Raw genomic sequence first — 20,775 nt, forward strand, 5'->3', positions numbered from 1 at the left:
AAGGCCTCACGTTCGTGCATCTGCGTCTCGAGCACAGGCACGTCGTTCCGCGCCATCTCCTCGCGGATGTGCTGGAGGGTGCGCGGGCGGATCGCCGCCGAGGTCCGCGTCAGGAGGACCGCGTAGGGGATCGCCCGGCCGAAGGCGCGCTCCTGCTGGCGGATGAGCCGGATGGCCTTGGCGGCTTCGGCTGCGTCGAGCTGGCTCCCCTGCGTGGGCACGATGACCAGGTCTGCGCGGCTGATGGCGTAAGCCACCGTCATGCTCGCCGTGCCCTCGAGGTCCACGATGACGAAGGGGACGCGGGCAGCCGCGGCCTCAATGTCGTCGATGATTGATGCCTCGGTCGCCTCGGCGAGGACGCTGAGCGTCTCCGGGCGGCCCGGACGGCTGGCCCACTGGCTGACAGGGCGGTTGGGGTCTGCGTCAATGACGACAACCTCGGCGCCACGTCGCGCCAACTCGGTCGCCAGCACCACGGCGGAGGTGCTCTTCCCGGCGCCGCCCTTCGGTGACGCGAACACGATTGTGGGCATCGGCTAGCCCCCCACTACCCCATTGCAGACCGATAGTAGCTAGGAAGCTATGCGAAAGTCAACTGATAGCTACTTAGTATCCATTGAGCCGCGCCGGGTTTGCCAGAGGCTCTCAACTGTTGAGAGGATGGCGCGATGACGGCGAAGAAGACAGCAGCGAATTGCTCGCCTTGGCTCGCCAGCCAAGGCCGCCGCCGCGCGGGTAAATGGCGCGCAGGGTAGGCGGCCTAGCAAGACGGCCCGCGTTTGAGGAAGCAAAGGCACATCCCCGCGCGGACGGGCTATGCCCACTCTCCACCGCACCGCTGGGCACTAATCAGCGCCGGGCGCGGCTCACCCCTGCTCATGCGGCAACAAATTCTTAACCTCCACACGCTGCCTCCAGACGAAAAAGGGGGCGAGCCGTGGCTCACCCCCTCATTCGGTGGATCCGTAGACCCTTGTTAACGGAAGGCCCGCGTTTCCCCATCGGCTAACGGAGTGCTGGTTCCGCTGCGGCAACGTGCAATAATTCGGACTAGGGATCAATAGGGGTTGCTGCAGTGCCTTATCGCTTGGCTCTTGATCTGGGAGCCAACTCCATCGGCTGGTGCTGCCTCGAGTTGGACGAAAGATCCGCCCCCGCCGGGATACTCGGCATGGCAGTCAGGATCTTCCCAGACGGCCGGAACCCGAAGGATGGCTCGTCCAATGCGGCGGCCCGACGGCTTCCGCGAGCTATGCGACGGAACCGGGACCGGTATCTCCAGCGCCGCAGTGCTCTTCTGAACGCGCTCACACGCCTTGGGCTGATGCCCAACTCGGAAACTGAGCGCCGCCGTATTGCCAGCCTCGACCCCTGGCCGCTCCGCGCCGAAGCGCTAACACGTCGATTGCTGCCGGCGGAACTCGGCCGCGTTATCTTCCACCTTGCTCAGCGGCGCGGCTTCGCGTCGAACCGGAAGACAGATCGCGGAAACGAGGAGAGCGGGAAGATCGCGACCGCTGCTGGGTTGCTGAAGGCCGAACTAGCTCGCGCCCGCTCACCGACACTCGGCGCCTGGCTCGCCGAGCGGCACGTAGCCCGGCAGCCGGTCCGAACCAGGCTGGTCGGCGCCGGCGCAAAAGCCGCCTACGGCTTCTACCCGACACGCGATCTCGTCCGGGCAGAGTTCGACACGATCTGGCGAGCCCAGGCGGCCTGGAACCCGGCGCTCACCGAAGGGATGGGTCAGGCACTCCGGCAGATCGTCTTTCACCAGCGCCCCCTGAGAGCTGTGCCACGCGGCAGATGCTGGCTGGAGCCGGAGGAGGATCGCGCGTACCGGGCCCTTCCGACCGCACAGCGCTTCCGGATCGCGCAGGAGTTGGCGAACCTGAGAATCAGCGCGCCTGGACAACCCACCCGCGCGCTGTCGGTTGCGGAGCGCGCCGTTCTATTTGCCACTTTGCGACGCGGCCGCGACCTGTCGTTCGACAAAATCCGCTCCGGGCTGAAACTCCCGGCCGATACAGATTTCAACCTTCAGAGCGCCAAGCGGGACGGCCTGAAGGGCGACGAGACAGCCCACCGCCTTGGGGCGAAGCGCGTAATTGGCGACGCATGGCACGAGCTTCCGGTCGAGGTGCAGGACGCTGCGGTCGAGCTCCTGCTGGATGCGGATGACGAGACGTCGCTGGCCTCCGGCCTTGCGGCACTCGGGCTCAACGCGGCGCAGGCAGCCGCCGTTGCGAAGTCGTCCCTGCCCGACGGCACGGCAGCACTCTCCGTGAAGGCGATGCGGGCGATCCTGCCGCACCTCGAGCAAGGCTGTCGCTACGACGAGGCCGTCAAGACCGCAGGCTACGCCCATCACTCCAACAGGCGCACCGGCGAGATCAGGAATCGCCTACCATACTACGGCGAGATCCTCGGCGACCGCATTGGCTCCGGCTCTAACGCTCCGGAGGACGCCGACGAAAAGCGCCTCGGCCGCGCGTCCAATCCGACCGTGCATGTCGGACTGAACGAACTGCGGCGCGTCGTGAATGCGATTATCGAGCGCTTCGGCCCCCCCCAGGAGGTGTCGATCGAAGTGCTGCGCGAGCTCGGCCGCAGCAAGGCGCAACGGGAGGCGGTAAACCGCGAGCAGGCGGAGAATCAGCGGGCCAACGAGCGACGCGCGCGGGAGATCGAGAGGTTCGGCTTTCCGGTGAACAGCCGAAATTTGATGCGCTTCCGCATCTGGGAAGAGCAAGCGCGCGACCCGAAGGACCGCGTTTGCCCCTACACGGGGGCGATCATCACGCCGCGAGCCGCCCTCTCGGACGAGGTCGAGGAGGATCACATCCTCCCATTCGCGCTGACCTTCGATGATAGCGCGGCGAATCGCGTGCTATGTACGCGCGAGGCGAACCGGCTGAAGCGGCGCCAATCGCCGTTCGATGCGTTCGGGCACACCGCCGAGTGGCCCGCGATACTCGAACGCGCCCGGCTTCTGCCGCCCAACAAGCGATGGCGCTTCCAGCCTGATGCCCTCGCCCGGCTGTCGCGGGATGGCGACTTCCTCGCCAGGCATCTGACTGAGAGCGCGTGGCTGGCGCGGCTGGCGAGGATGTACCTGGAGGTCATCGCCCCGGACCGCGTGGTCGCCGTGCCAGGCCGCATCACGGCGATGCTCCGCGATGCGCTTGGCCTGAACAGCGACGCCCTGCTGGGCAAGGGCGGAGCGAGGAAGGACCGCACCGACCATCGACACCACGCCATCGATGCGCTTGTCGTGGGGCTGATCGACAGGTCGTTCCTGCAGCGCGTCCAGACCGCCGCGAAACGCGGCGAGGAAGAGGGCCGGCGCCGTTTCGCTGAGGTCGGCGAGCCCTGGCCGGGTTTTATCCCCCAGGCGGCAGCGGCGACTAAGGCGATCTTCGTGAGCCACAAACCTGATCACGGATGGCAGGCGGCGCTCCACAACGACACAGCCTATGGCCCGATCCGGAACGCGCAGGACGGCGAACCGAATGTCGTGGTCAGGAGGCCGCTTGAGGCGCTGGGCGACAAGGGTCCCGATGCGGCGCAGGCAGTGCGCGACCCAACACTCGCAGCGAAGGTCCGGGAGGCGCTTCTTACGGCCGACAAGCAGGCACGAAAGGCTGCGCTTGCCGCCGTCGAGCATCCGTTGGGGGTCACCGTGCGACGCGTCCGAATGGTGGAACGCCTCGACAGCGCGGTGGTGCTTTCGGACAGGCGCACTGGCGTCTCCTACAAGGTGCTCAAGCGAGATGGAAACCACCGCGCAGAAGTCTGGCGCATGCCAGGCGGCCGCTTGCGCCTCTGGGTGGTCTCCACCTTCGACGCGGCGAGGGAGGCCGAAGCGCGGCGCCTCGGGCGTCCTGTCCCCGACTTGAGGCCGCATCCGGCCGCGCGGCTCATGATGCGGTTGCACAAGGGAGACATGGTCGCCATGGGAGTGGGCACCGTGCGGCGCATTCTCACCGTGGTGAATCTCGATCCGGGCCGGCTGGTCTTCGCGACCACTTCGAGGCGGGGAACATCCGCGAGCGACACCGCGATCAGCAGGACCCATTTCGCTATGTCATGCTGTCCGCCTCCGGTATGCAGCGCGAGGGCGTAAGGCCGATTTCCGTCGATCCTGCCAGCGCTATCCGCGATCCGGGCCCGATCCTGTGAGCCCGCTGGGACGCTTTGTGGAGATCGCGGAAGACGGACGGCACCTGTCGAAGGACCGCGGCTTCCTGACCGTCTCCTCCCAGGGCGAGGAGCTCGGCCGCTTGCCGATCGAGGACTTGGCCGGAGTGATCGCAACCGGACACGGGACCACCCTCTCCCTAAATCTAGCGTCCGCCCTTGCGGAGCAGGGCGTCCCACTCGTGCTATGCGGACCCAACTTCGTCCCGGCGTCGGTGCTATGGCCCATCGTGGGGCACCACGCCCAGCAGCGCCGGATGGAGGCGCAGATCGCACGCACCCGTGTGCTTGCGAAGCGCCTCTGGGCGGAGATCGTGGCCGCGAAGGTGTTGCACCAGGGCTGGGCGCTTCGCGAGGCCGTCATGCCTTCTGGAGCCTTTGTCCGGCTGGCGAGCCTCGTGAAGGCTGGTGACCCCGAGAACATCGAGGCGCAGGCCGCAAGGCGCTACTGGCCGCTGATGTTCGGCAAGGAGTTCCGCCGCGATGCTGACGGCGAATGGCCGAATCCGGCACTCAACTACGGTTATGCGGTGCTGCGTGCCGCCGTCGTGAGAGCAGTGTGCGCGGCCGGCCTGCATCCGTCGATCGGGATTTTCCACCGGCACCCTCAGAACGCGATGGCTCTGGCGGACGATCTGATGGAGCCCTTCAGGCCCATGGTGGATTTGGCCGTGCTCGGCCTTGTGCGCGACGGTACGACGACCGTAACGCCGGCCAGCAAGAGGCTGCTCGTCGGTGTCCTGTCCCGGAACCTGCCCACCAAAGCAGGCACGACGCCGCTCTCCACCTGCGTTCAGCGGCTCGCGCAGTCGCTAGCGGGCAGCTACGCAGACGGGGCGATCTCACTGGATCTTCCAGTCCTTGGCCTAGCGCCCGGCCGTGCGGATGAGGGCTGGCCTGCCGCAGATGTCGCTTCGATCTGATGCTGCCTCGGCCTACCGTTTCATGTGGCTGCTGGTGATGTTCGACCTTCCGGTCGGCACGAAGGCGCAACGCCGGCAGGCTACGGCGTTCCGCAACTGGCTGCTCGGCCAGGGGTACGAGATGAGCCAATTCAGCGTCTACATGCGGTTTTGCGCCGGTAAGGAACAGGTCGAGCGGCGGATCCGGGACATCGGCCGCAACCTGCCGGGCACTGGCAGCATCCATGTCCTGTCGGTGACGGACAGGCAGTTCGCGCAGATGGCGACCTTCAGGGGGCGGCAGCGGGGCCAGGGCCGGTCGGCACCGGAGCAACTGGCCCTTTTCTGATGGACGCAAGCCGGAGCAAAAATTCCCGTTTATCTCTTTTTAATCAAAGAGATAAACGGGTTCCGAAGTGTAGCCGATGGGGAAACGCGGGCCAGCCGCAACACGACCCAGTTGCCCTCCTCCGGCGCGTTAGTGTAGCCGATGGGGAAACGCGGGCCAGCCGCAACGCCGCCTGTTCGGGCCGCAGCCCGGCGGCAGTGTAGCCGATGGGGAAACGCGGGCCAGCCGCAACGAGAGTCGGGTCGCCGGCGGGCTCGTCACCAGTGTAGCCGATGGGGAAACGCGGGCCAGCCGCAACTGGGCGAGGCGCGGGTGGCCGTTCTCCCGGTAGTGTAGCCGATGGGGAAACGCGGGCCAGCCGCAACACGACCCCGCCCGTCAGCAGGTTCTGCGCCAGTGTAGCCGATGGGGAAACGCGGGCCAGCCGCAACGAGACCCCGAACCCCGTCCCCGCCGCGGCCAGTGTAGCCGATGGGGAAACGCGGGCCAGCCGCAACGGTAGCGTCGCGGCTCGGTCATTTGCGGACAGTGTAGCCGATGGGGAAACGCGGGCCAGCCGCAACGCCGGGGGCGGCGCCGGCGGCCGCCGCGATGAGTGTAGCCGATGGGGAAACGCGGGCCAGCCGCAACAGCGCGGCGGCGACGGCGGTGGACCGCACCAGTGTAGCCGATGGGGAAACGCGGGCCAGCCGCAACGCCGTGAAGCGCACGGTGTAGACGCCGACGAGTGTAGCCGATGGGGAAACGCGGGCCAGCCGCAACCATGTCGCATGCCAGCCCCACCCCACGCCGAGTGTAGCCGATGGGGAAACGCGGGCCAGCCGCAACTAAGGGGCTCCGTTGTCGGCGTCAGAGATAAGTGTAGCCGATGGGGAAACGCGGGCCAGCCGCAACGAGGTCGGGAGCCGGCTGCGCCTGACCGTCAGTGTAGCCGATGGGGAAACGCGGGCCAGCCGCAACTGGCACCCGACGTTGCGTTGCAGGCGGCAAAGTGTAGCCGATGGGGAAACGCGGGCCAGCCGCAACCCGGTGACCTCGTTGATGCGCGCCAGCGCGAGTGTAGCCGATGGGGAAACGCGGGCCAGCCGCAACGTCCGGGGCCGTCTCGGTCACGGCGGACGCAGTGTAGCCGATGGGGAAACGCGGGCCAGCCGCAACCAAGCAATGGTAATACTACTGCTAGCGCCAAGTGTAGCCGATGGGGAAACGCGGGCCAGCCGCAACACGCCGACGTTGAACGCGAACGTGTAGGCGAGTGTAGCCGATGGGGAAACGCGGGCCAGCCGCAACGGCGGCGGCACGATCGACACGCGCGTGGTGAGTGTAGCCGATGGGGAAACGCGGGCCAGCCGCAACTGCTCCGCCAGGAACTCGCGCTGCCAATGGAGTGTAGCCGATGGGGAAACGCGGGCCAGCCGCAACGGCGCGCCGGATGTATGCGCTGCACGCGCGCAGTGTAGCCGATGGGGAAACGCGGGCCAGCCGCAACGCCATCGCCGTCGTGTCGAAGGCCGCGACGAGTGTAGCCGATGGGGAAACGCGGGCCAGCCGCAACCCCGCCGAGGTGGTGCAGGCGGAGCCGGCGAGTGTAGCCGATGGGGAAACGCGGGCCAGCCGCAACGCCGAGGACGGCACCTGCGCCGTCGCCATCAGTGTAGCCGATGGGGAAACGCGGGCCAGCCGCAACCCACCGACGCGGACGGTCAGGCGCAGCCGAGTGTAGCCGATGGGGAAACGCGGGCCAGCCGCAACTACGGCGCGGCGCATCCGCTCTCTCGCACCAGTGTAGCCGATGGGGAAACGCGGGCCAGCCGCAACGCGGCGGTGGCGATTTCGATGCGGGCCATGAGTGTAGCCGATGGGGAAACGCGGGCCAGCCGCAACGACAGGAAGAATTCCGTGCTGTCGGGCCGCAGTGTAGCCGATGGGGAAACGCGGGCCAGCCGCAACATCACCGAGGCCAACCGGCGCAGCACCATAGTGTAGCCGATGGGGAAACGCGGGCCAGCCGCAACTCGGCGCGCTCCGTCGTGTCGGGGCGCAGAAGTGTAGCCGATGGGGAAACGCGGGCCAGCCGCAACCTTCGGGTGGCAGCCCTTCATCTATCCGCGAGTGTAGCCGATGGGGAAACGCGGGCCAGCCGCAACACGCGATCCGGGCGGGCACTGCGGCGTGCCAGTGTAGCCGATGGGGAAACGCGGGCCAGCCGCAACAGCAGCACGCGCAGGTAGCTCGCGGCGGCAAGTGTAGCCGATGGGGAAACGCGGGCCAGCCGCAACCGCAGGGTCAGCAGCTCGATGGCGCGCGTCAGTGTAGCCGATGGGGAAACGCGGGCCAGCCGCAACTGCCGGATGCGGTCGCCGTTGGAGACGAGGAGTGTAGCCGATGGGGAAACGCGGGCCAGCCGCAACAGGTCCGCCAGCGAGGAGATGACGGCGCCGAGTGTAGCCGATGGGGAAACGCGGGCCAGCCGCAACTGCGCCACCATCCGGTCGATCGTGTAGGGCAGTGTAGCCGATGGGGAAACGCGGGCCAGCCGCAACACGGTGCAGCGCCGGGCCGAACGGGTGAAGAGTGTAGCCGATGGGGAAACGCGGGCCAGCCGCAACCTGGCGGGCGAGAGCGCCGAAGACGCCGGGAGTGTAGCCGATGGGGAAACGCGGGCCATCCACCCGCACTCCGGCTTACGCATACGCTCGCCGCGTGAGTTCATCGCCCATCAGTCAGCCAACCAAGCCGCATGTCAGGTTTGATGGGGACTACTCCACACCGCGTCCACTTGGCGCGCCGCCATGTTCAGCCTGACCTTCCAAGGAGACGCCGGTGCTGCGTCGTATTCTCGCTGGCTTCGTCGGTACTGTTGTGGTCACGCCAGCATTTGGCATGGAAGTGTTCTTACGCTGCGAGTATGCGCTGCCTTGGAACGAGGGACGGAAATCATCAATCGATTTCCGACTGGATCCGGATCGCCGGACAGCGCAGCACCTCGAAGGCGGTAGATTGGTCAACGTTGAGGTGAGCAACACGCAAATCTCGTTCACCACACAGCCAGGGCAGGTGACAATTATCAAACAGCGGTGGTCTACGGATCAACGCTGCGAGCTGGCCATCAACACCGAAAATCCTTGGCTCGCTTCGCCGAACCACCCACGGCAATCTTTCTATCGTTGGTGCGACGGCGTCGGGTCTAGGCAGTCCGCACCAGGCCGCGTCAAGCATGAGATCAATCGTGTGACGGGCGAGTACCGTCAGATTACCGAGCGCGCTTACGTGGTGCAGCATCCAGACGGACGACAAGAGCCTGGAAGCTATATGAAATTTGACTCTGTCGAAATCGTCGGTGAGTGCCGGCTGCTTCAACCACGCTTCTGAGGTTCACCGAGCTGCTGAGCGAGCATTGATCCGGATCGAGGCTGACCTCACACGCTGATCCGCTCCACCTCGTCGAGGCTGATCTCGTCGCGCCGACGATCGTAGAGCTGCGTCGTGCGGGTGCTGGCGTGGTTCGCCATAGCGGCGGCGTTCTCCAGCGTGCCGCCGTTCTTCAGATAGGCGGTGATGCCGGTTGCGCGGAACGTATGGTTGCCGATCCGCGTGCCGATACCGGCGGCCTCGGCACGGCGGCGAACCATCGCGTAGGCGTTGGCCTGGGGTAGGGGCGCGCGCGTCAGCCGCCCCGTGCCGCGGCCGATCGTGCGGAACAGCGGCCCCTTGGGATCGTCCGCGATGCCGGCGCCGTCGAGGTAGGCGTGCAGGTACTCCTCCAGCGTATGGTGACAGGGTATCTCGTGGCGCTTGCCGCCCTTCTCGCGCAGCCGCACCCAGAGCCGGCGCCCCTGCGTGTAGACGTCCTCGACGCGCATCCCGAGCGCCGCGCCAACCCGCGCGAAGGAGAACACCATCAGCGCGATCAGCGCCCGGTCGCGCAGGCCGATCGACGTCGAGACGTCGATGCTGTCGAGCAACTGCCGCGCCTCCGCCGCGTCGAGCACCGGCGTCTTGCCCTTTGTCGCACTGTGCCGCGGCCCGCGCACCGATGCGGCGGGGTTCGTCGAGATCACCTGTCCGGTGACCAGCCAGTCGAAGAGATGCCGCAGCGCCGCGAGCCGCTGCTTCGCGGTCGGCGCTGAGCGTTCCCGGGTCTGCATCTCGATCCAGGTCGCGACGTGCAGCGGCTGGACGGCGGCGAGCGAGGCGACGCCAGCTTCCGCCTCGCACCAGGTGAGGAAGTCCGCCACGGCGCGGGCATAGGCGCGGCGGGTGTTCGGGTTTCGGATGTTGGCAGCGAAGAACTCGAGGAAGCGCAGGCCGGCGCGCTCCCCAGCAGCGGCGACGAGCGCGGGTAGCGCATCAGCCTGGGGGACTGGGGGTCGTATGAGTGCACCCGTCATAGGTTGCGAAACACTGCCTCGACCTTCGAAACCGACGTCTGATCGTCAAAACTGTGGATTGCTTGGCCAGACTGGGTCCGGTCGCGTATCTCAATCTTCCCGGTCTGATGATTATAGGCGAAGGCGTAGCGCCGACCGCCGATGCTCACCCATAGGACGTTCGCCAAGCCGCCAGCATACTGCTTGATCTCGATCGAGCCTGGATCGCCGCGCCAGATGATGGCGCCAAGCAGCGTCAGCGCAATCCCCTTCACCTGATCGGCATGGTGGTCAGCCCGGTTCATCACGCCATCGGCGTAGCGGTGCAGCACGTCAACGTCGGTAGCTGTGATCGCCATGATTGCCGCCACTTTTCATATGATAAAGGACATTATCACACATAGCACGATTTGAGTTGTTTACAACGAAGGAAAAAAGGATGCCCTCGTTCTTTTCGCCCTTTTCAAAGTAGGTCGAGATCGATACAAGAGGCAAAGAAGATCGGAGACACACCAATGACCCAGATTGGCACCCCAGCCTTCGCCTTCCCCATCAACGAAGACGAGCTCATCGACTTCCACATGGACGTCGCACAAGCCCTCGCCCGCGCCGTGCCTGCGCTCGGCCAGGTATTCGCCCTGACCTTCGGTGAGGACGCCACGCAGGCGGCACTGCGCCCCTTCGTCCTTCGGAGCGGCTCGGCCATCTCCGCGGAGCTGTTCGATCGCCTTGGCTGGCGCGTGTTCTTCGACCAACACGAGGCCTCTCTCGACTGGGTCGAAGCGACCAAGGTCTGGCGTGACGGGGCAGCCTACGCTGCGCAGGGAACCGCGCCGGACGAACCCTACGATCAGCCTTTCTCGCGCGAGGACCGCGAACGCCGCGTCAAAGCCCTGCTCGACCAGGCCAGGACGATGCTCGAGCACGGCGCCATGCTGTTCGGCGACACCTATCCGCAGATCTGGCAGGGCGTTGCCGCCCGGGCCGCGATCGACTTCGGCGGCACCGTGACGCTGGAAGGCCTGCAGCTTCTCTCGGGCATCTCGCTCGGCGCCGTCCGCAACGCCGTCAGCCTCGGTGAACTTCGCCTCGACGACACCGGCAATGTCGCCGCCCAGGAGGCGAAGGCCTGGCTGCTGCGCCGCCGGGATTTCTGCCCCTCGCGCTGGGAGAACCCCAACGACGGACAGGAGCCGTTCGATATCGACAAGGTCGCCGAGCCCGACGGCAACGGCATGATCCTCGTGCCGCAGGATGTGGACGGCACGCCATTCATGCCGGACCACGTCGTGCGTACCGCGAAAAGTGGGCCAGGCCTGAGCATCACCGTTGGCGCCAAGGGTTCGGAGGAGCAGCACCGCGACTTCTACGAGGCCCTCACCGCCCTCGCGAAGATGGACGTCCCGCGCTGGCGACGCCGGAACGGCGCCGGCAACTGGGGCATCGTGCGTGCCCGCGGCGCCTGGGTCGCAGTGAGCAAGGCGGAGATCGACAGGCAACTCGCCGCCAGGAGCGCTGAGGTGGCGTGAGATGGAGTTCCGCGAAACCCGTCACGCGACGGCGCGCCGCCAGGGGCGTGGCATTCCGCCCTTCGTGGTGAACCTGCTGGTCGAGCAGGGCGCCTCCATGCGGCAGCACGGTGCCGACGTCTTCTACATCGACAAGGAGGCCCGCCGCCGCATCCGCCGCGCTCTCGGCGACCGCATCCACGCCGCGCTCGAAACCTACCTCGACGCCTACGTGGTCCTCGCCGACGACGGCTGCGTGATCACCACAGCCTGGCGCACCCGCCGCCTGCGCCGCGCCTGACACTCCCACCACACCACCAGGAAAGGCATATCCCGCCATGCACGGGCTGATCATCCGCGAGCCGTGGATCCGCTACATCCTCGACGGCACGAAGATCTGGGAGATGCGCACCTCGCCGACGCCGCGTCGGGGCCGCATCGCCCTCATCCGCAAGGGCACCGGCCTCGTCGTCGGCACCGCCGAGATCATCGACAGCCTTCCCCCGCTCAATGCGACCGACCTGGCCGCCACGCGCGATCGGCACCGCATTCCCACGGGGCTAGACGCGGAGGTCCTTGCGGCGGGCTGGGTGCATCCCTGGGTACTCCATGACGTCCGTCGTCTGCCTCGCCCGGTCCCGGCCGGGCAGAAGCCTGGCCAGGTGATCTGGGTGCCGCTGGATGCTGACGCGGTCGCCGCGATCAAGGCGCAGGTGGGAGAGGTCGCCGCATTGCCGCCGCCCGTGGTGGAGATGTCGCGCCCTGTCCGGGCCGCGGCCATCGCGCCGGTGAAGACGACCATCGCATCGCGGGCCGAACCTCGCCCGGCGGACGGCCCTGACGAGGTGACGGTCGTGCTCACCGACGGCGCCATCCGCAATGGCAACCTGTCGGTCCGGACCGCCCTGCACCTGCTGCCGGAGAGCGTGGTGGGCGGCTCCAACCGGAACAGCGCCGCCGCGCGCCGGGTTACCGTGATCTTCGATCCCGGCGAAACCGTCGAAACCGACATCGACGGCGACAAGATGCTCCTGCGCTGCCGTGGTGCGGTGTCGGACTTCTACGCCAAGTCAGGTGCGAAAAGCGGTGATCTCGTGCGCCTTCAACGCAACCGAGGCGGCGTCCTGCACGTGCAGACCTGCGGCCTGTAGACGGTTTCCCGGCTATGGTGGCACTGAAGGCAGGGCGAGCAGCATGACCAATTCATCCCGATGCGCGACCGCGCGACATGCCGTGCTGTTGCTGGCCGCCATGGCTGCAGCCCCGCCCACCGCGTCAGCACAACACCGAAGCGAAGATGTGCGGGTGAGCGAGATCGCGATCCGGGACAACAGCGCCTGGATGAACTTCACCGATGTCGGCTGGCTCAGCACGACCAGTGGGCGCGTGGGGCCGGTCACGCGGCCGAGGATTGCCGCAGGCGACCAAGTCACCGTCAGCGGGCAGACGGTCGTAGCGAACGTCATCGTCGCAACGCGCCATCTGGCCGATCTTCGCCTACCGGATGGATCGATCCTGCGCGCGGGGAGTATCACCTGCGTTGCCGCGCAGTCCGAACGAGACTTGCCGGGCAACGGCGAACGGAGCCGGCGGTGGATCTACGTTCGCAACTGCCAGCCCCTTCAGTAAGGGGCTGGCCGGTGAGTGCAGACCACGGAGCACAGTAGTGCTCCTCCATGGCTGGCCGGCGATGTAGGACAGTCAGCCGAAGTTTTGGGTGCGAAGTGCCTCCCTTGCAGCATGCATTGGCGTCACGCGATCATTTACCGTGTGGACGTCGGTGCCGGGGAGATGACGAAGGACACTGAAATACTTGCCAGACGGCGGGTGCTGGTCGTCGCCAGCCCGAAGGGCGGTGTGGGCAAGAGCAGCCTGAGTCGCAACATCCTCGTCTCTGCCGTGATGGCAGGGTTTCGCGTAATCGGCGCTGACCTCAATCCGCAGCAGACGCTCTGGAAGTGGCATGAGCGCCGCGAGAAGATGCGGGCTTCCTTCCCGGAGGTGATGACGGCGCCCGTTACTCTCGGCACGCTTGGCGATTGGCGGAAGACCGTCGCGCTGGTCGAGGACTATGACCTGGTGGTGATCGACACGCCGCCGAGCATCGAGACGCACTACGGCGTCATGATCAATCTCTGCGCCGCCGCCCACCATGTGCTGGTGCCGTGCGGGGCCACCCTGGACGATGTGGACAGCGTGACGCCGTGGATGCGGACGCTCACCGCGGCCAAGGTGCCGGCCTCGTTCGTCATGAACCGCGTCAACAACCGGGTGAACAGCTTCAAGACCTACCAGACGAAGCTCCTGGCGGTGGGCCAGCTCTGCCCGGTGGCGGTGCCACAAATCGAAGATGTTCACCTCTCGGCCGCGAAGGGACTGGCGGTACCGGACCTGATAAGCCGGCGGCACCAGGAGACCTTTGACGCGCTCTGGAGCTACGTGGCGCGCGAGGTCGGCTTGCCGGTATCAGAGGCTAGCTTGTCTGCCGATCCGCGCGCCACTGCGCCGCCGCCAAACCGCAAGACGTCTGAAGCCATCGCCGCAGTCGAGCAAAGCGAGAATGCAAAGGGCCTCGCCATAGCTGCGGCGCTGGTCCAGCTTGTCGAGGGAATCAGTCACGACTTGGGCAAGCGCGTCGCAGCAGTGCACGCGCAGATGGACGCGATCATCAACAAAGAATAGCCGCTTCCATGTCGAGACGACCGCTCATGCGGTGGGACACTCACCCGCTGACCAGGCACTCGAAGTTCGTGACCGACCTCACCCGTCATGATCGCGGCGCGTCTCCCCTACCACGTCCATGCTGGCCGCGCCGCAGCGCCCGGATGCGATCTTGGTGCTTGCCAATGGAAGCGCGATTGTCGGCGATCACGTAGTATCGCGCTGTGGTTTGCAGCGAGCGGTGGCCGAGCAGCTGTGCCGCGATCCGCACGTGGTCGGGATCCTGCGCGGCGATCGACGTCGCGGCGCAGTCCCGGAAGAGATGCGCCGTCACCGGTACCCCGAAGCGCGCCAGGGTGCGTCCGCACAGAATTACCCGCAGCCCTGGCGTGCTGAGGGCACCCCCCTCCATGGTGACCCACAGGTAGCTCCCGGCGGGCCGGCCCTGGGGTCCCAGCTTCGCACGTCTGCGATCGTTGACTGCGAGGATCCGTGGTCGCCAGTGCTCCAGGTAGCGGAGGAGCGCGCCCTCCAGAGCGCGGGGAAAGGGGAGCTCAAGCCGCTGGTGGTTCTTCATCTCGGCTGCCGTAAAGCGGAGCTGCCAGCCGCCCCGTTCGCGCACCAGCTGCCGGCCGATCTCGATGCCGAGAAAGTTCAGCCGCCGCAGCGGCCGGCTGGCGAGGAGGGAGATCATCAGCCCGTCCCGGAAGGCCAGCGCCGCCGCCATCGGCGCCGGCGTGCCGTCGGCGGGAATGGCAGCCTCGGCGTCGCTCATCAGCTCGACGCCGAAGTCGAACAGGTCGGTCGCGGCCAGGATCCGCGGCCGCTTGTCCCGCATCGGAATGGCGCGGATCTGCAAAAGTCCATGGACCTCCTTGAGCCAGGCCCAGTCGTGATCGGGCGTCAGCGCCATCATGACCATGATCAGCATGGCGATGCTGCTCATCAGCGTGACTGGCGTGACCTTCCCCTCCCGTGCCGCGAGGTAGCCGGCGACCGCCTCCGGGGTAACCCGCGCGGCCGGTTCGGCGGCGGGGTCGAGCGCGCCCGTGGCATGGAGGTGCGCCAGCCAGCGCCCATAGGCCCAGACTGCGCTGCGGCGCGTCGCCGGCCTCCAGTCCGCGCCGGCGCCACCGTCCTCCGACAGGTCGTCAGAGGCCCCTACGGCCCGCTCCCAGGCCCGGCGGTCGGGCTCCGGCCACATGGCAAGGGGCCAGGATTCGCGCCGGTGCCCGCGCCAGCGAGCAACATCCCGGGGGCCGTCCGGCGATGCCCCGGTCATGCGCGCCGCTCCGGCCGGCGGCGCGACCGCGATCGTTGCGGGGCATCCGCCCTGTCGTCATCGTCATGGCGCAGCCGCAGCACGTGCTCGTCGTAGTGCCGGAGGGCAGCCTTGCCCTCCATGCCGGCGTAGTAGGTCGCAGTGGTATCGACCGACCGGTGGCCGAGGATCTGCCGCACCTGCCCGTAAGCGCCCGGCTGCGCGTCGAGCGTCAGCTTGCCGGCGATGTGCCGGAACAGGTGCGGGTGCACCTCGAGGCCGCAGCGCTTGCGGATGGTGTCCTGGATCAGGTCGCGCAGCGCGTCGTCGCTCTTGCGCCCCTCCCCGTCCCGCCGCGGAAAGAGCCAGGCCGAGCCGCCGCCGGCACAGAGCAGCGGCTGGTAGGTCGCGAGGTAGATCTCGACCAGGCGCACCGTCTCCGGCGGTAGGGAGGCCTCCAGCGGCACGCGGTTCTTGGTGTCCTCCTCGCGCAGCACCACGGTCAGGCCGCCGCCGTCCCGCCCGCGCAGCAGATCCGTGCCGACCCGCAGCGACACCAAGTTTCGCATCCGCATCGGCACCATCAGCAGGAGCTCGACCGCCACGGCCGCCTGCACCCGCAGCGCGAGCGGCCGCGTCGGCGTGCCGGCCCGGCGCACCTCGGCCAGGAGCTGCGCCGGGAGCGCCAGCAAGTCCCGCACCCGGCGTGGGTCGTCGAAAGGCATCAGGCGCCGCTGGTTGCGCGCCGTCATGCCGTAGGGCGCCTCCGGCCTGACGTGGCTCCGGAAGCTGCGCAGGCGTTCGAGGGTCTTCGGGTCGGTGCAGACATGGTGCCGGGCGATCGCGACGACCATGCAGGCGACGTGATGGATGTGCCGCGACCACTGCCCGCCGTTGCGCGCTCTCATGTAGAGCAGCGCCACCTTGGCACGCTCCGGCACGACCGCGTCGGCCAGGGTCTGCAGATCCGATGCGGGCACGCCCCCCAGCACGAGGACGGACAGGTAGAGGTGGATCTGGCGCCGTCGTGTCTTCAGCGAGGCCGGCCGCAGCGGGCGGAAGGCGGCGCCCCCTTCGCCAAAGATGCCGTCAGAGAGATTCTTGCCGGCCAGCCGGTCGAGCCAGGCCGTCACGTCGGCATGCAGCGACGCCGGGAAGGTGACCCACGGCAGCGAGAAGTCGCGGCGGCGGTCGGGAACCGTAAGCTGCCGGTCGGGCCAGCCGGGCAGTCGGCCGGCATTCCGGTTCCATTCGACCGTAGCCTCGCGGTGCGTGCGGTGCACGTCGCCCTTGATGGAGCGCTCGAGGAGATCCTCCAGGAAGGCGTCCAGGATCGCGTCGGTGACGCCGCCCGGCGCGATCCCCGCGTCGGTGCAGTAGCTGGAGAGGCGGGCAAGGCGGTAGCGCGCATGGAAGTCGTCGAGCTGGCCGATGAGGGCCTGCCAGGCCGGCGAGCGGGGCTCGCGGCATTGAGCCGGGGCGGCATCGAGGCCGGCCACGCGCAGCGCCGCCCGCAGCAGGCTCAGCACGTTGCGCCATCGGCCTCCCGAGACGCTCGCCATGGCCGGCGTGATCCCCGTGAGCAGGGGCCGCAGGGCTCCGGGCGCTGCGGGGACCTCCCGCGGCAGCCGGCAGAGGCCCTTGGCCACTGTGCGGACAGCCGAGATCAGTTCCCCGCGCCGGCGCTCTGTGAGCGTCCGGCTGTCATGGCAGCACTTGAGCACGTCGGCGAGCGTCACCTGGGTGTCGGAAGCGTCTGAAGACGCTGTATTCTGGTTGGACATGATCGTACTTTCGTGGAGATCAGAGCAATTCCGGCTCGATTCGTGAGAAGCATACCACGAACATGTATCTCGTTATTGGATAGGGCTTCTCACGAGTTCCCGACTTGCTGGGGAATTACATGGACATACGTGGACGCGGGGACGTCACTTCCGGCGGGCACTGAGGAAGCTCGCGAGGTCGTCCTCGGCGACACGGATGCACCCACCGAGGCGGTGCGACCGCAGTTCGCCGGCCGCGATCAGGCGGCGGACGGTCTTCTGCGACATCTGCAGGTGCTCGGCCGTGTGCGACACGGTGAGCATGCGCGGCGGCGGCGCGGCCCGGACGGAGGGCTGGCGCTTGGGCAGGAACGAAGGCGGGGACATGGGATGGCAATCCTCGGATGCGGTGCGCATGCACGACCGCCCCTCCCTCACCTTGCCGACATGATCCATTGGGACTTCGGCGGGTGGAGAGGCGGCCTGCATGACTGCACTCCGCGCATCACGACCTGACGCACCGGAGCCTGCGGCGCGGCACTTGGCGGGGCGCAGCAGTACACCCGGATAGGCTATTCACGAATCGTCGGAGAAATCGTATACGAATCTGGCGCGCGGCCCTCTCGATGTGGGTCGCTCGCTGCTCGGCAGCGGTCGGTGAAAGGACAGCAGCGCGCCAAGTAGATCTCGTACTGTGGGGCTAGCGGCATATACGGGAAGGGCACCGCTGACGCTTGATGCCCATGGCCGCTCGGAGGCGCAGGTAGCCTTCGTGAAGAAGCAAGCGTGCCGCGTCGCCACCTCTCCGAGCGATGCGGGCCCTTGGCTCCGGGCCGGCTCCGCCGGAACAGGAAGTTGGGGGCAGGCGGGCCACCCTGCGCTTGTTCGTGGGGCTGGTCCCGCTTTGCCCTTTCACCAAGCCTCACCACCAGAACAGCGGAACGTTCTCCGAAAGGCTTAATTTGCTGGGTTGACCTGATGCTGAGCTTGTTAGACCGACTCTGTTGGCTGTCGGTCGAAAGTCGCCGACAGCGTCAGCTCCCGCCGCCCGTTGCCGCCTTGCGGGGCCTGCCACCGTGCCGGCCGTTCCGCCGTGCGGCCTCTGCCTTGGCACCCCCGCTGACCCGGCCTCCAGAGGCCCCGAGCCGTGCGGCCATCCACGCCTTCGAGCCGAGCACGCCCTCCAGCAGCGCTGGCACGTAGAGATCGGCGTCGAGGCGGGGAAAGTGGATGCCGAGCCCGAGGGCCTCTACCTCGATTTCTGCTAGATTTTCGCGCGTGGCGCCGGCCAAGCCCTCGGCGTCGCGCGGGGCGAAGCCGATCTCGACGCCCGTGGTCAGCCGCACGATCACCCGGTCGCGGCCGGCGTCGTAGTGCGCGCTCTCGGCGCGCGGACCGCGGAGCCGCGTTTCGCCGCGCGCGCGCGCGGCCTCGAACGCCTCCGTCGTCAGTTCAGGGTCCACCATGCCACCGCCTCCACGCTTCCAGCAGCGCCGCCCGGTGCCCGACGGCCAGACGCAGGACGCGGCGGGCCTCTGCCTCGTTGCAGCCGACCGCCTCGCGCACCTCGGGCCCGAGCAGGTCCACCACCACGACCCAGCCTGGGCCAATGACGTGGACGTGGGCCGGCGGGTGATCGTTTGGATAGATCACGAACCGCAGGCCCTCGATGCGTAGTATCGTGGGCACTTCAACAGTTTAGCGAAAACCCAAGCGGTTTGGAAATAGCCGGCTTCTCTTTGATGCAGGCGTTCTGGATGTTCCGACGATTTCCATGATCGAGGGTAAAGTAGCGAGGTGTCTAAGTGCTCGGGCGCGTCAAGTACGCTCGGTCCGCATCGCGCTGCTACGCGGTCGCCTGCGGCAATCCCTGGCCCGCCCTGCGCGCCCTGGCCAGACGGTGTCCGTCAGGATGGGAAGCCGTCCTGGCCATCCGGCCCCGGCTTCTGGCCTGGGTCGAACAGGAGGTCGTCAGTAGAGTCCACCCATTCTCGAGGTGTCAGTAGAGTCCCCTCCGGACTAGACTCGACAGCCTCTCAGGCAATCCCAAGGCGTCGGGCGTCGGGCTTCGGGATGGCCGGTGGCGATGGGTACAGGATGATACCCTCCTTCTCAACGTCCACCTGCGCGTCGGGGTAGACCGCCAGTGCCAGCTGGAGCGCCTCGCAGAACGTCGGCTTGATCTGGCGGACGAGCCTAAAGCCGGCGCCAAACTGGCCATGGATAGCGGTCCAGCTCACGGAGGTCGGCTTCGTCAGCGCGTGTAGCCGGTAGGCCAGCCAGATGTACACGTCGATCGCGAGGCTGCGCGTCCCGATAGCCCTGATCGCCTCTTCGCGTACCGGCACGGGGTGTTCCCTCAGCGAGTGCCAGAAGTGCTCGTCCAGCCGCACGCGGTCTTGCCAGAGCGACGGCTGGTCCTCGTCGCCGACTACGCCGGACAGGGTGATCGCGTCCTGGACGAAAGCGCCGTTGTGGCGGGCTTCCGCGCCGTGGCTGCGGTCGGTGAAGAAGGTCAGCCGGCATGCCGAGATGCGGCGGGCCTGCTCTGCCACGAGCTGGTAGGTCTTGCCGCCTGTAGTGAGGCTCATGCGGCCCATCCACGTTTTCATCGAGCGCCCCAACTCTACTTCGGGCGAGTTCGTCCTGATCGCCTCTGTCTGAAGGTAAAGGAGGATCAGCCGCGCGATGGAGCCGTAAGGCACGCCGATCAGCGCCCCTCTCCGGTCACGGCCTGCCTCGACCAGCAGGGTCGTGCGGTGCCCTTCACGGCGCCAGAAGCCCTCCTCGATCCGCTTGTGCGGCAGGGATGTCATGGCGAATCCGGCATGGGTGATCCCGAGGCGGCTCTCCTCGTCGCCCATCACCTGTGCCGCGGCATCAACCGCCTGGCGCTCGCCTTTCGTGGCAGCCATTGACCGCGCCGTCTCGACGCCGTGCCGCAGGATGAGTTGGTGAACATCCCCCATGAGCCTCATTTGCCTGCAAGAGAGCACACAAGCGCAAGGTGGACTCTACTGACGCGAGCTAATCGGAAGCTATTAGAACTGAACTATTAGATTCGTCAGTGGAGTCCCCTGGACGACTCGCTTTTCGTCAGCAGAGTCCACTCCTTGCGTCAGTAGAGTCCCGTGGATAACCCGCCACCTGTGGATAACTTTCGGCCGTCAGTAGAGTCCACCGTCCCTGCGAATCGGTTTTCATAATGCGTGCACAGCGCCTGATTGCGCGGTCCACTTATCGGCTACCAATTAGCTTTCCGAAAGCTATCGGTCGCCTTTCCGAAGCTCTCGATCTAGAGCGCTAACAGCACGCTCGAAGGCTTCGCCGAGCACCCAGCCCTGTTCGTCCGCAAGCCGGTAAAAAGCGTCTACGGCCTCGCGCCTGACCTTGAGATTAAGCTGCACGTTCCGACCGGTCCGGTATCGCCGCGGCTCCCGGCGCGGCGCCTCACCTTCAGCTGACGGCGGTGCCGCTTCCCTGCTGCGGAAGCCCGCGTGCTCGGCGACGTCCCGCACCTGCTCGGGTTTGGCGGGCGCCTTCGGCTTGAAACTTGAGAGGTCCAGGTCGGTGTCCTGCCCGAACAAGGATGCCCGTCCGCCGCTCATGCTGTGGCCTCCGCCCTCTCGCGCGCAGCACCCTTAAGGAGGTCCACGACCTCCGCAGCCAGGGCCTGGGCATTCTTCACGGCGGCATCCAAGCCGCTCACCTGATTGGCGCTGAGGCCCTGCAGCGTTCCCCCGAAGCTGAAGATCGCGCGG

The 20,775-nt window shown here is 67.1% G+C and carries 19 protein-coding genes and 1 CRISPR repeat array; of the genes, 9 read left to right on the forward strand and 10 right to left on the reverse strand.

The features are described 5' to 3' along the window. The coding region (locus ACK8OX_RS24525) for a ParA family protein (protein ID WP_430666912.1) at positions 1-536 on the reverse strand (536 nt) is incomplete at its 3' end. 542 nt (positions 537-1,078) lie between these two features. On the opposite strand from ACK8OX_RS24525, the gene cas9 reads away from it, so the two are divergent. From cas9 to ACK8OX_RS24545, 4 genes are all read left to right on the forward strand, one after another. Beyond that, on the forward strand, positions 1,079-4,126 hold the full coding sequence (gene cas9, locus ACK8OX_RS24530; RefSeq protein ID WP_430666913.1) for a type II CRISPR RNA-guided endonuclease Cas9: 3,048 nt from the start codon (positions 1,079-1,081) through the stop codon (positions 4,124-4,126). A gap of 73 nt (positions 4,127-4,199) precedes the next feature. Next, complete coding sequence (gene cas1 / locus ACK8OX_RS24535) at positions 4,200-5,123, forward strand: type II CRISPR-associated endonuclease Cas1 (protein WP_430666914.1); 924 nt, start codon at positions 4,200-4,202, stop codon at positions 5,121-5,123. Positions 5,124-5,145: 22 nt separating this feature from the next. Next, positions 5,146-5,451, forward strand: a complete 306-nt coding sequence (cas2, locus tag ACK8OX_RS24540; protein ID WP_430666915.1) for a CRISPR-associated endonuclease Cas2 — start codon at positions 5,146-5,148, stop codon at positions 5,449-5,451. A gap of 66 nt (positions 5,452-5,517) precedes the next feature. After that, positions 5,518-8,126: direct repeats of the CRISPR family, unit length 36 nt; unit sequence AGTGTAGCCGATGGGGAAACGCGGGCCAGCCGCAAC. Between the two features lie 148 nt (positions 8,127-8,274). Further along, positions 8,275-8,823, forward strand: a complete 549-nt coding sequence (locus ACK8OX_RS24545; protein ID WP_430666916.1) for a hypothetical protein — start codon at positions 8,275-8,277, stop codon at positions 8,821-8,823. A 47-nt stretch (positions 8,824-8,870) separates the two neighbouring features. Here ACK8OX_RS24545 and ACK8OX_RS24550 read toward each other — a convergent pair whose 3' ends face one another. Both ACK8OX_RS24550 and ACK8OX_RS24555 read right to left on the reverse strand, forming a co-directional pair. After that, positions 8,871-9,842, reverse strand: coding sequence for a tyrosine-type recombinase/integrase (locus tag ACK8OX_RS24550; protein WP_430666917.1), 972 nt, complete (start codon positions 9,840-9,842; stop codon positions 8,871-8,873). Next, on the reverse strand, positions 9,839-10,192 hold the full coding sequence (locus ACK8OX_RS24555; RefSeq protein ID WP_430666918.1) for a hypothetical protein: 354 nt from the start codon (positions 10,190-10,192) through the stop codon (positions 9,839-9,841). Before ACK8OX_RS24555 ends, ACK8OX_RS24550 begins: the two co-directional genes overlap by 4 nt. 144 nt (positions 10,193-10,336) lie before the next feature. On the opposite strand from ACK8OX_RS24555, the gene ACK8OX_RS24560 reads away from it, so the two are divergent. The 5 genes from ACK8OX_RS24560 (at position 10,337) to ACK8OX_RS24580 (ending at position 14,011) form a co-directional block, all read left to right on the forward strand. Beyond that, a complete protein-coding gene (locus tag ACK8OX_RS24560) occupies positions 10,337-11,350 on the forward strand; it encodes a hypothetical protein (RefSeq protein WP_430666919.1) in 1,014 nt (337 codons plus the stop codon). 1 nt (position 11,351) lies between these two features. Continuing rightward, positions 11,352-11,630, forward strand: a complete 279-nt coding sequence (locus tag ACK8OX_RS24565) for a hypothetical protein (RefSeq protein WP_430666920.1) — start codon at positions 11,352-11,354, stop codon at positions 11,628-11,630. A gap of 37 nt (positions 11,631-11,667) precedes the next feature. Then, on the forward strand, positions 11,668-12,480 hold the full coding sequence (locus tag ACK8OX_RS24570; RefSeq protein WP_430666921.1) for a hypothetical protein: 813 nt from the start codon (positions 11,668-11,670) through the stop codon (positions 12,478-12,480). Positions 12,481-12,523: 43 nt separating this feature from the next. After that, the gene (locus ACK8OX_RS24575) at positions 12,524-12,958 is read left to right on the forward strand and encodes a hypothetical protein (protein WP_430666922.1); all 435 of its coding nucleotides are present in this window, start codon (positions 12,524-12,526) and stop codon (positions 12,956-12,958) included. A gap of 162 nt (positions 12,959-13,120) precedes the next feature. Beyond that, positions 13,121-14,011, forward strand: coding sequence for a ParA family protein (locus ACK8OX_RS24580; protein WP_430666923.1), 891 nt, complete (start codon positions 13,121-13,123; stop codon positions 14,009-14,011). 85 nt (positions 14,012-14,096) lie between these two features. On the opposite strand, the gene ACK8OX_RS24585 is transcribed toward ACK8OX_RS24580, so the two are convergent. The 7 genes from ACK8OX_RS24585 to ACK8OX_RS24615 all read right to left on the reverse strand — a co-directional run bounded on the left by ACK8OX_RS24585 (position 14,097) and on the right by ACK8OX_RS24615 (position 20,622). Next, complete coding sequence (locus ACK8OX_RS24585; protein WP_430666924.1) at positions 14,097-15,272, reverse strand: hypothetical protein; 1,176 nt, start codon at positions 15,270-15,272, stop codon at positions 14,097-14,099. Further along, positions 15,269-16,990 (reverse strand): tyrosine-type recombinase/integrase, encoded by a 1,722-nt coding sequence (locus tag ACK8OX_RS24590; RefSeq protein WP_430666925.1) that lies wholly within the window; start codon positions 16,988-16,990, stop codon positions 15,269-15,271. Before ACK8OX_RS24590 ends, ACK8OX_RS24585 begins: the two co-directional genes overlap by 4 nt. A 189-nt stretch (positions 16,991-17,179) precedes the next feature. Next, entirely contained in the window at positions 17,180-17,431 is a 252-nt protein-coding gene (locus ACK8OX_RS24595; RefSeq protein WP_430666926.1) for a helix-turn-helix domain-containing protein, read from the reverse strand. Between the two features lie 617 nt (positions 17,432-18,048). After that, positions 18,049-18,480 (reverse strand): DUF2442 domain-containing protein, encoded by a 432-nt coding sequence (locus ACK8OX_RS24600; protein ID WP_430666927.1) that lies wholly within the window; start codon positions 18,478-18,480, stop codon positions 18,049-18,051. After that, entirely contained in the window at positions 18,467-18,703 is a 237-nt protein-coding gene (locus tag ACK8OX_RS24605) for a DUF4160 domain-containing protein (RefSeq protein ID WP_430666928.1), read from the reverse strand. Before ACK8OX_RS24605 ends, ACK8OX_RS24600 begins: the two co-directional genes overlap by 14 nt. 347 nt (positions 18,704-19,050) lie before the next feature. Next, positions 19,051-19,992: a replication protein RepA gene (locus ACK8OX_RS24610; RefSeq protein ID WP_430666929.1), complete on the reverse strand. Its 942-nt coding sequence runs from the start codon at positions 19,990-19,992 to the stop codon at positions 19,051-19,053. A gap of 288 nt (positions 19,993-20,280) precedes the next feature. After that, entirely contained in the window at positions 20,281-20,622 is a 342-nt protein-coding gene (locus ACK8OX_RS24615; protein ID WP_430666930.1) for a hypothetical protein, read from the reverse strand. Between the last annotated feature and the right edge of the window lie 153 nt (positions 20,623-20,775).

The sequence above is a fragment of the Falsiroseomonas sp. CW058 genome (assembly GCF_050563535.1).
GTDB lineage: Bacteria > Pseudomonadota > Alphaproteobacteria > Acetobacterales > Acetobacteraceae > Falsiroseomonas.

Bases quoted from the DNA above. Each gene is read 5' to 3' on its own strand.
- ACK8OX_RS24610 (WP_430666929.1), bottom strand. From the start codon at position 19,992: ATGAGGCTCATGGGGGATGTTCACCAACTCATCCTGCGGCACGGCGTC.
- cas2 (WP_430666915.1), top strand. From the start codon at position 5,146: ATGTGGCTGCTGGTGATGTTCGACCTTCCGGTCGGCACGAAGGCGCAA.
- ACK8OX_RS24595 (WP_430666926.1), bottom strand. From the start codon at position 17,431: ATGCGCACCGCATCCGAGGATTGCCATCCCATGTCCCCGCCTTCGTTC.
- ACK8OX_RS24575 (WP_430666922.1), top strand. From the start codon at position 12,524: ATGACCAATTCATCCCGATGCGCGACCGCGCGACATGCCGTGCTGTTG.
- ACK8OX_RS24615 (WP_430666930.1), bottom strand. From the start codon at position 20,622: ATGAGCGGCGGACGGGCATCCTTGTTCGGGCAGGACACCGACCTGGAC.
- ACK8OX_RS24570 (WP_430666921.1), top strand. From the start codon at position 11,668: ATGCACGGGCTGATCATCCGCGAGCCGTGGATCCGCTACATCCTCGAC.
- ACK8OX_RS24560 (WP_430666919.1), top strand. From the start codon at position 10,337: ATGACCCAGATTGGCACCCCAGCCTTCGCCTTCCCCATCAACGAAGAC.
- ACK8OX_RS24600 (WP_430666927.1), bottom strand. From the start codon at position 18,480: ATGGTGGACCCTGAACTGACGACGGAGGCGTTCGAGGCCGCGCGCGCG.
- ACK8OX_RS24585 (WP_430666924.1), bottom strand. From the start codon at position 15,272: ATGACCGGGGCATCGCCGGACGGCCCCCGGGATGTTGCTCGCTGGCGC.
- ACK8OX_RS24550 (WP_430666917.1), bottom strand. From the start codon at position 9,842: ATGACGGGTGCACTCATACGACCCCCAGTCCCCCAGGCTGATGCGCTA.
- ACK8OX_RS24580 (WP_430666923.1), top strand. From the start codon at position 13,121: ATGACGAAGGACACTGAAATACTTGCCAGACGGCGGGTGCTGGTCGTC.
- ACK8OX_RS24565 (WP_430666920.1), top strand. From the start codon at position 11,352: ATGGAGTTCCGCGAAACCCGTCACGCGACGGCGCGCCGCCAGGGGCGT.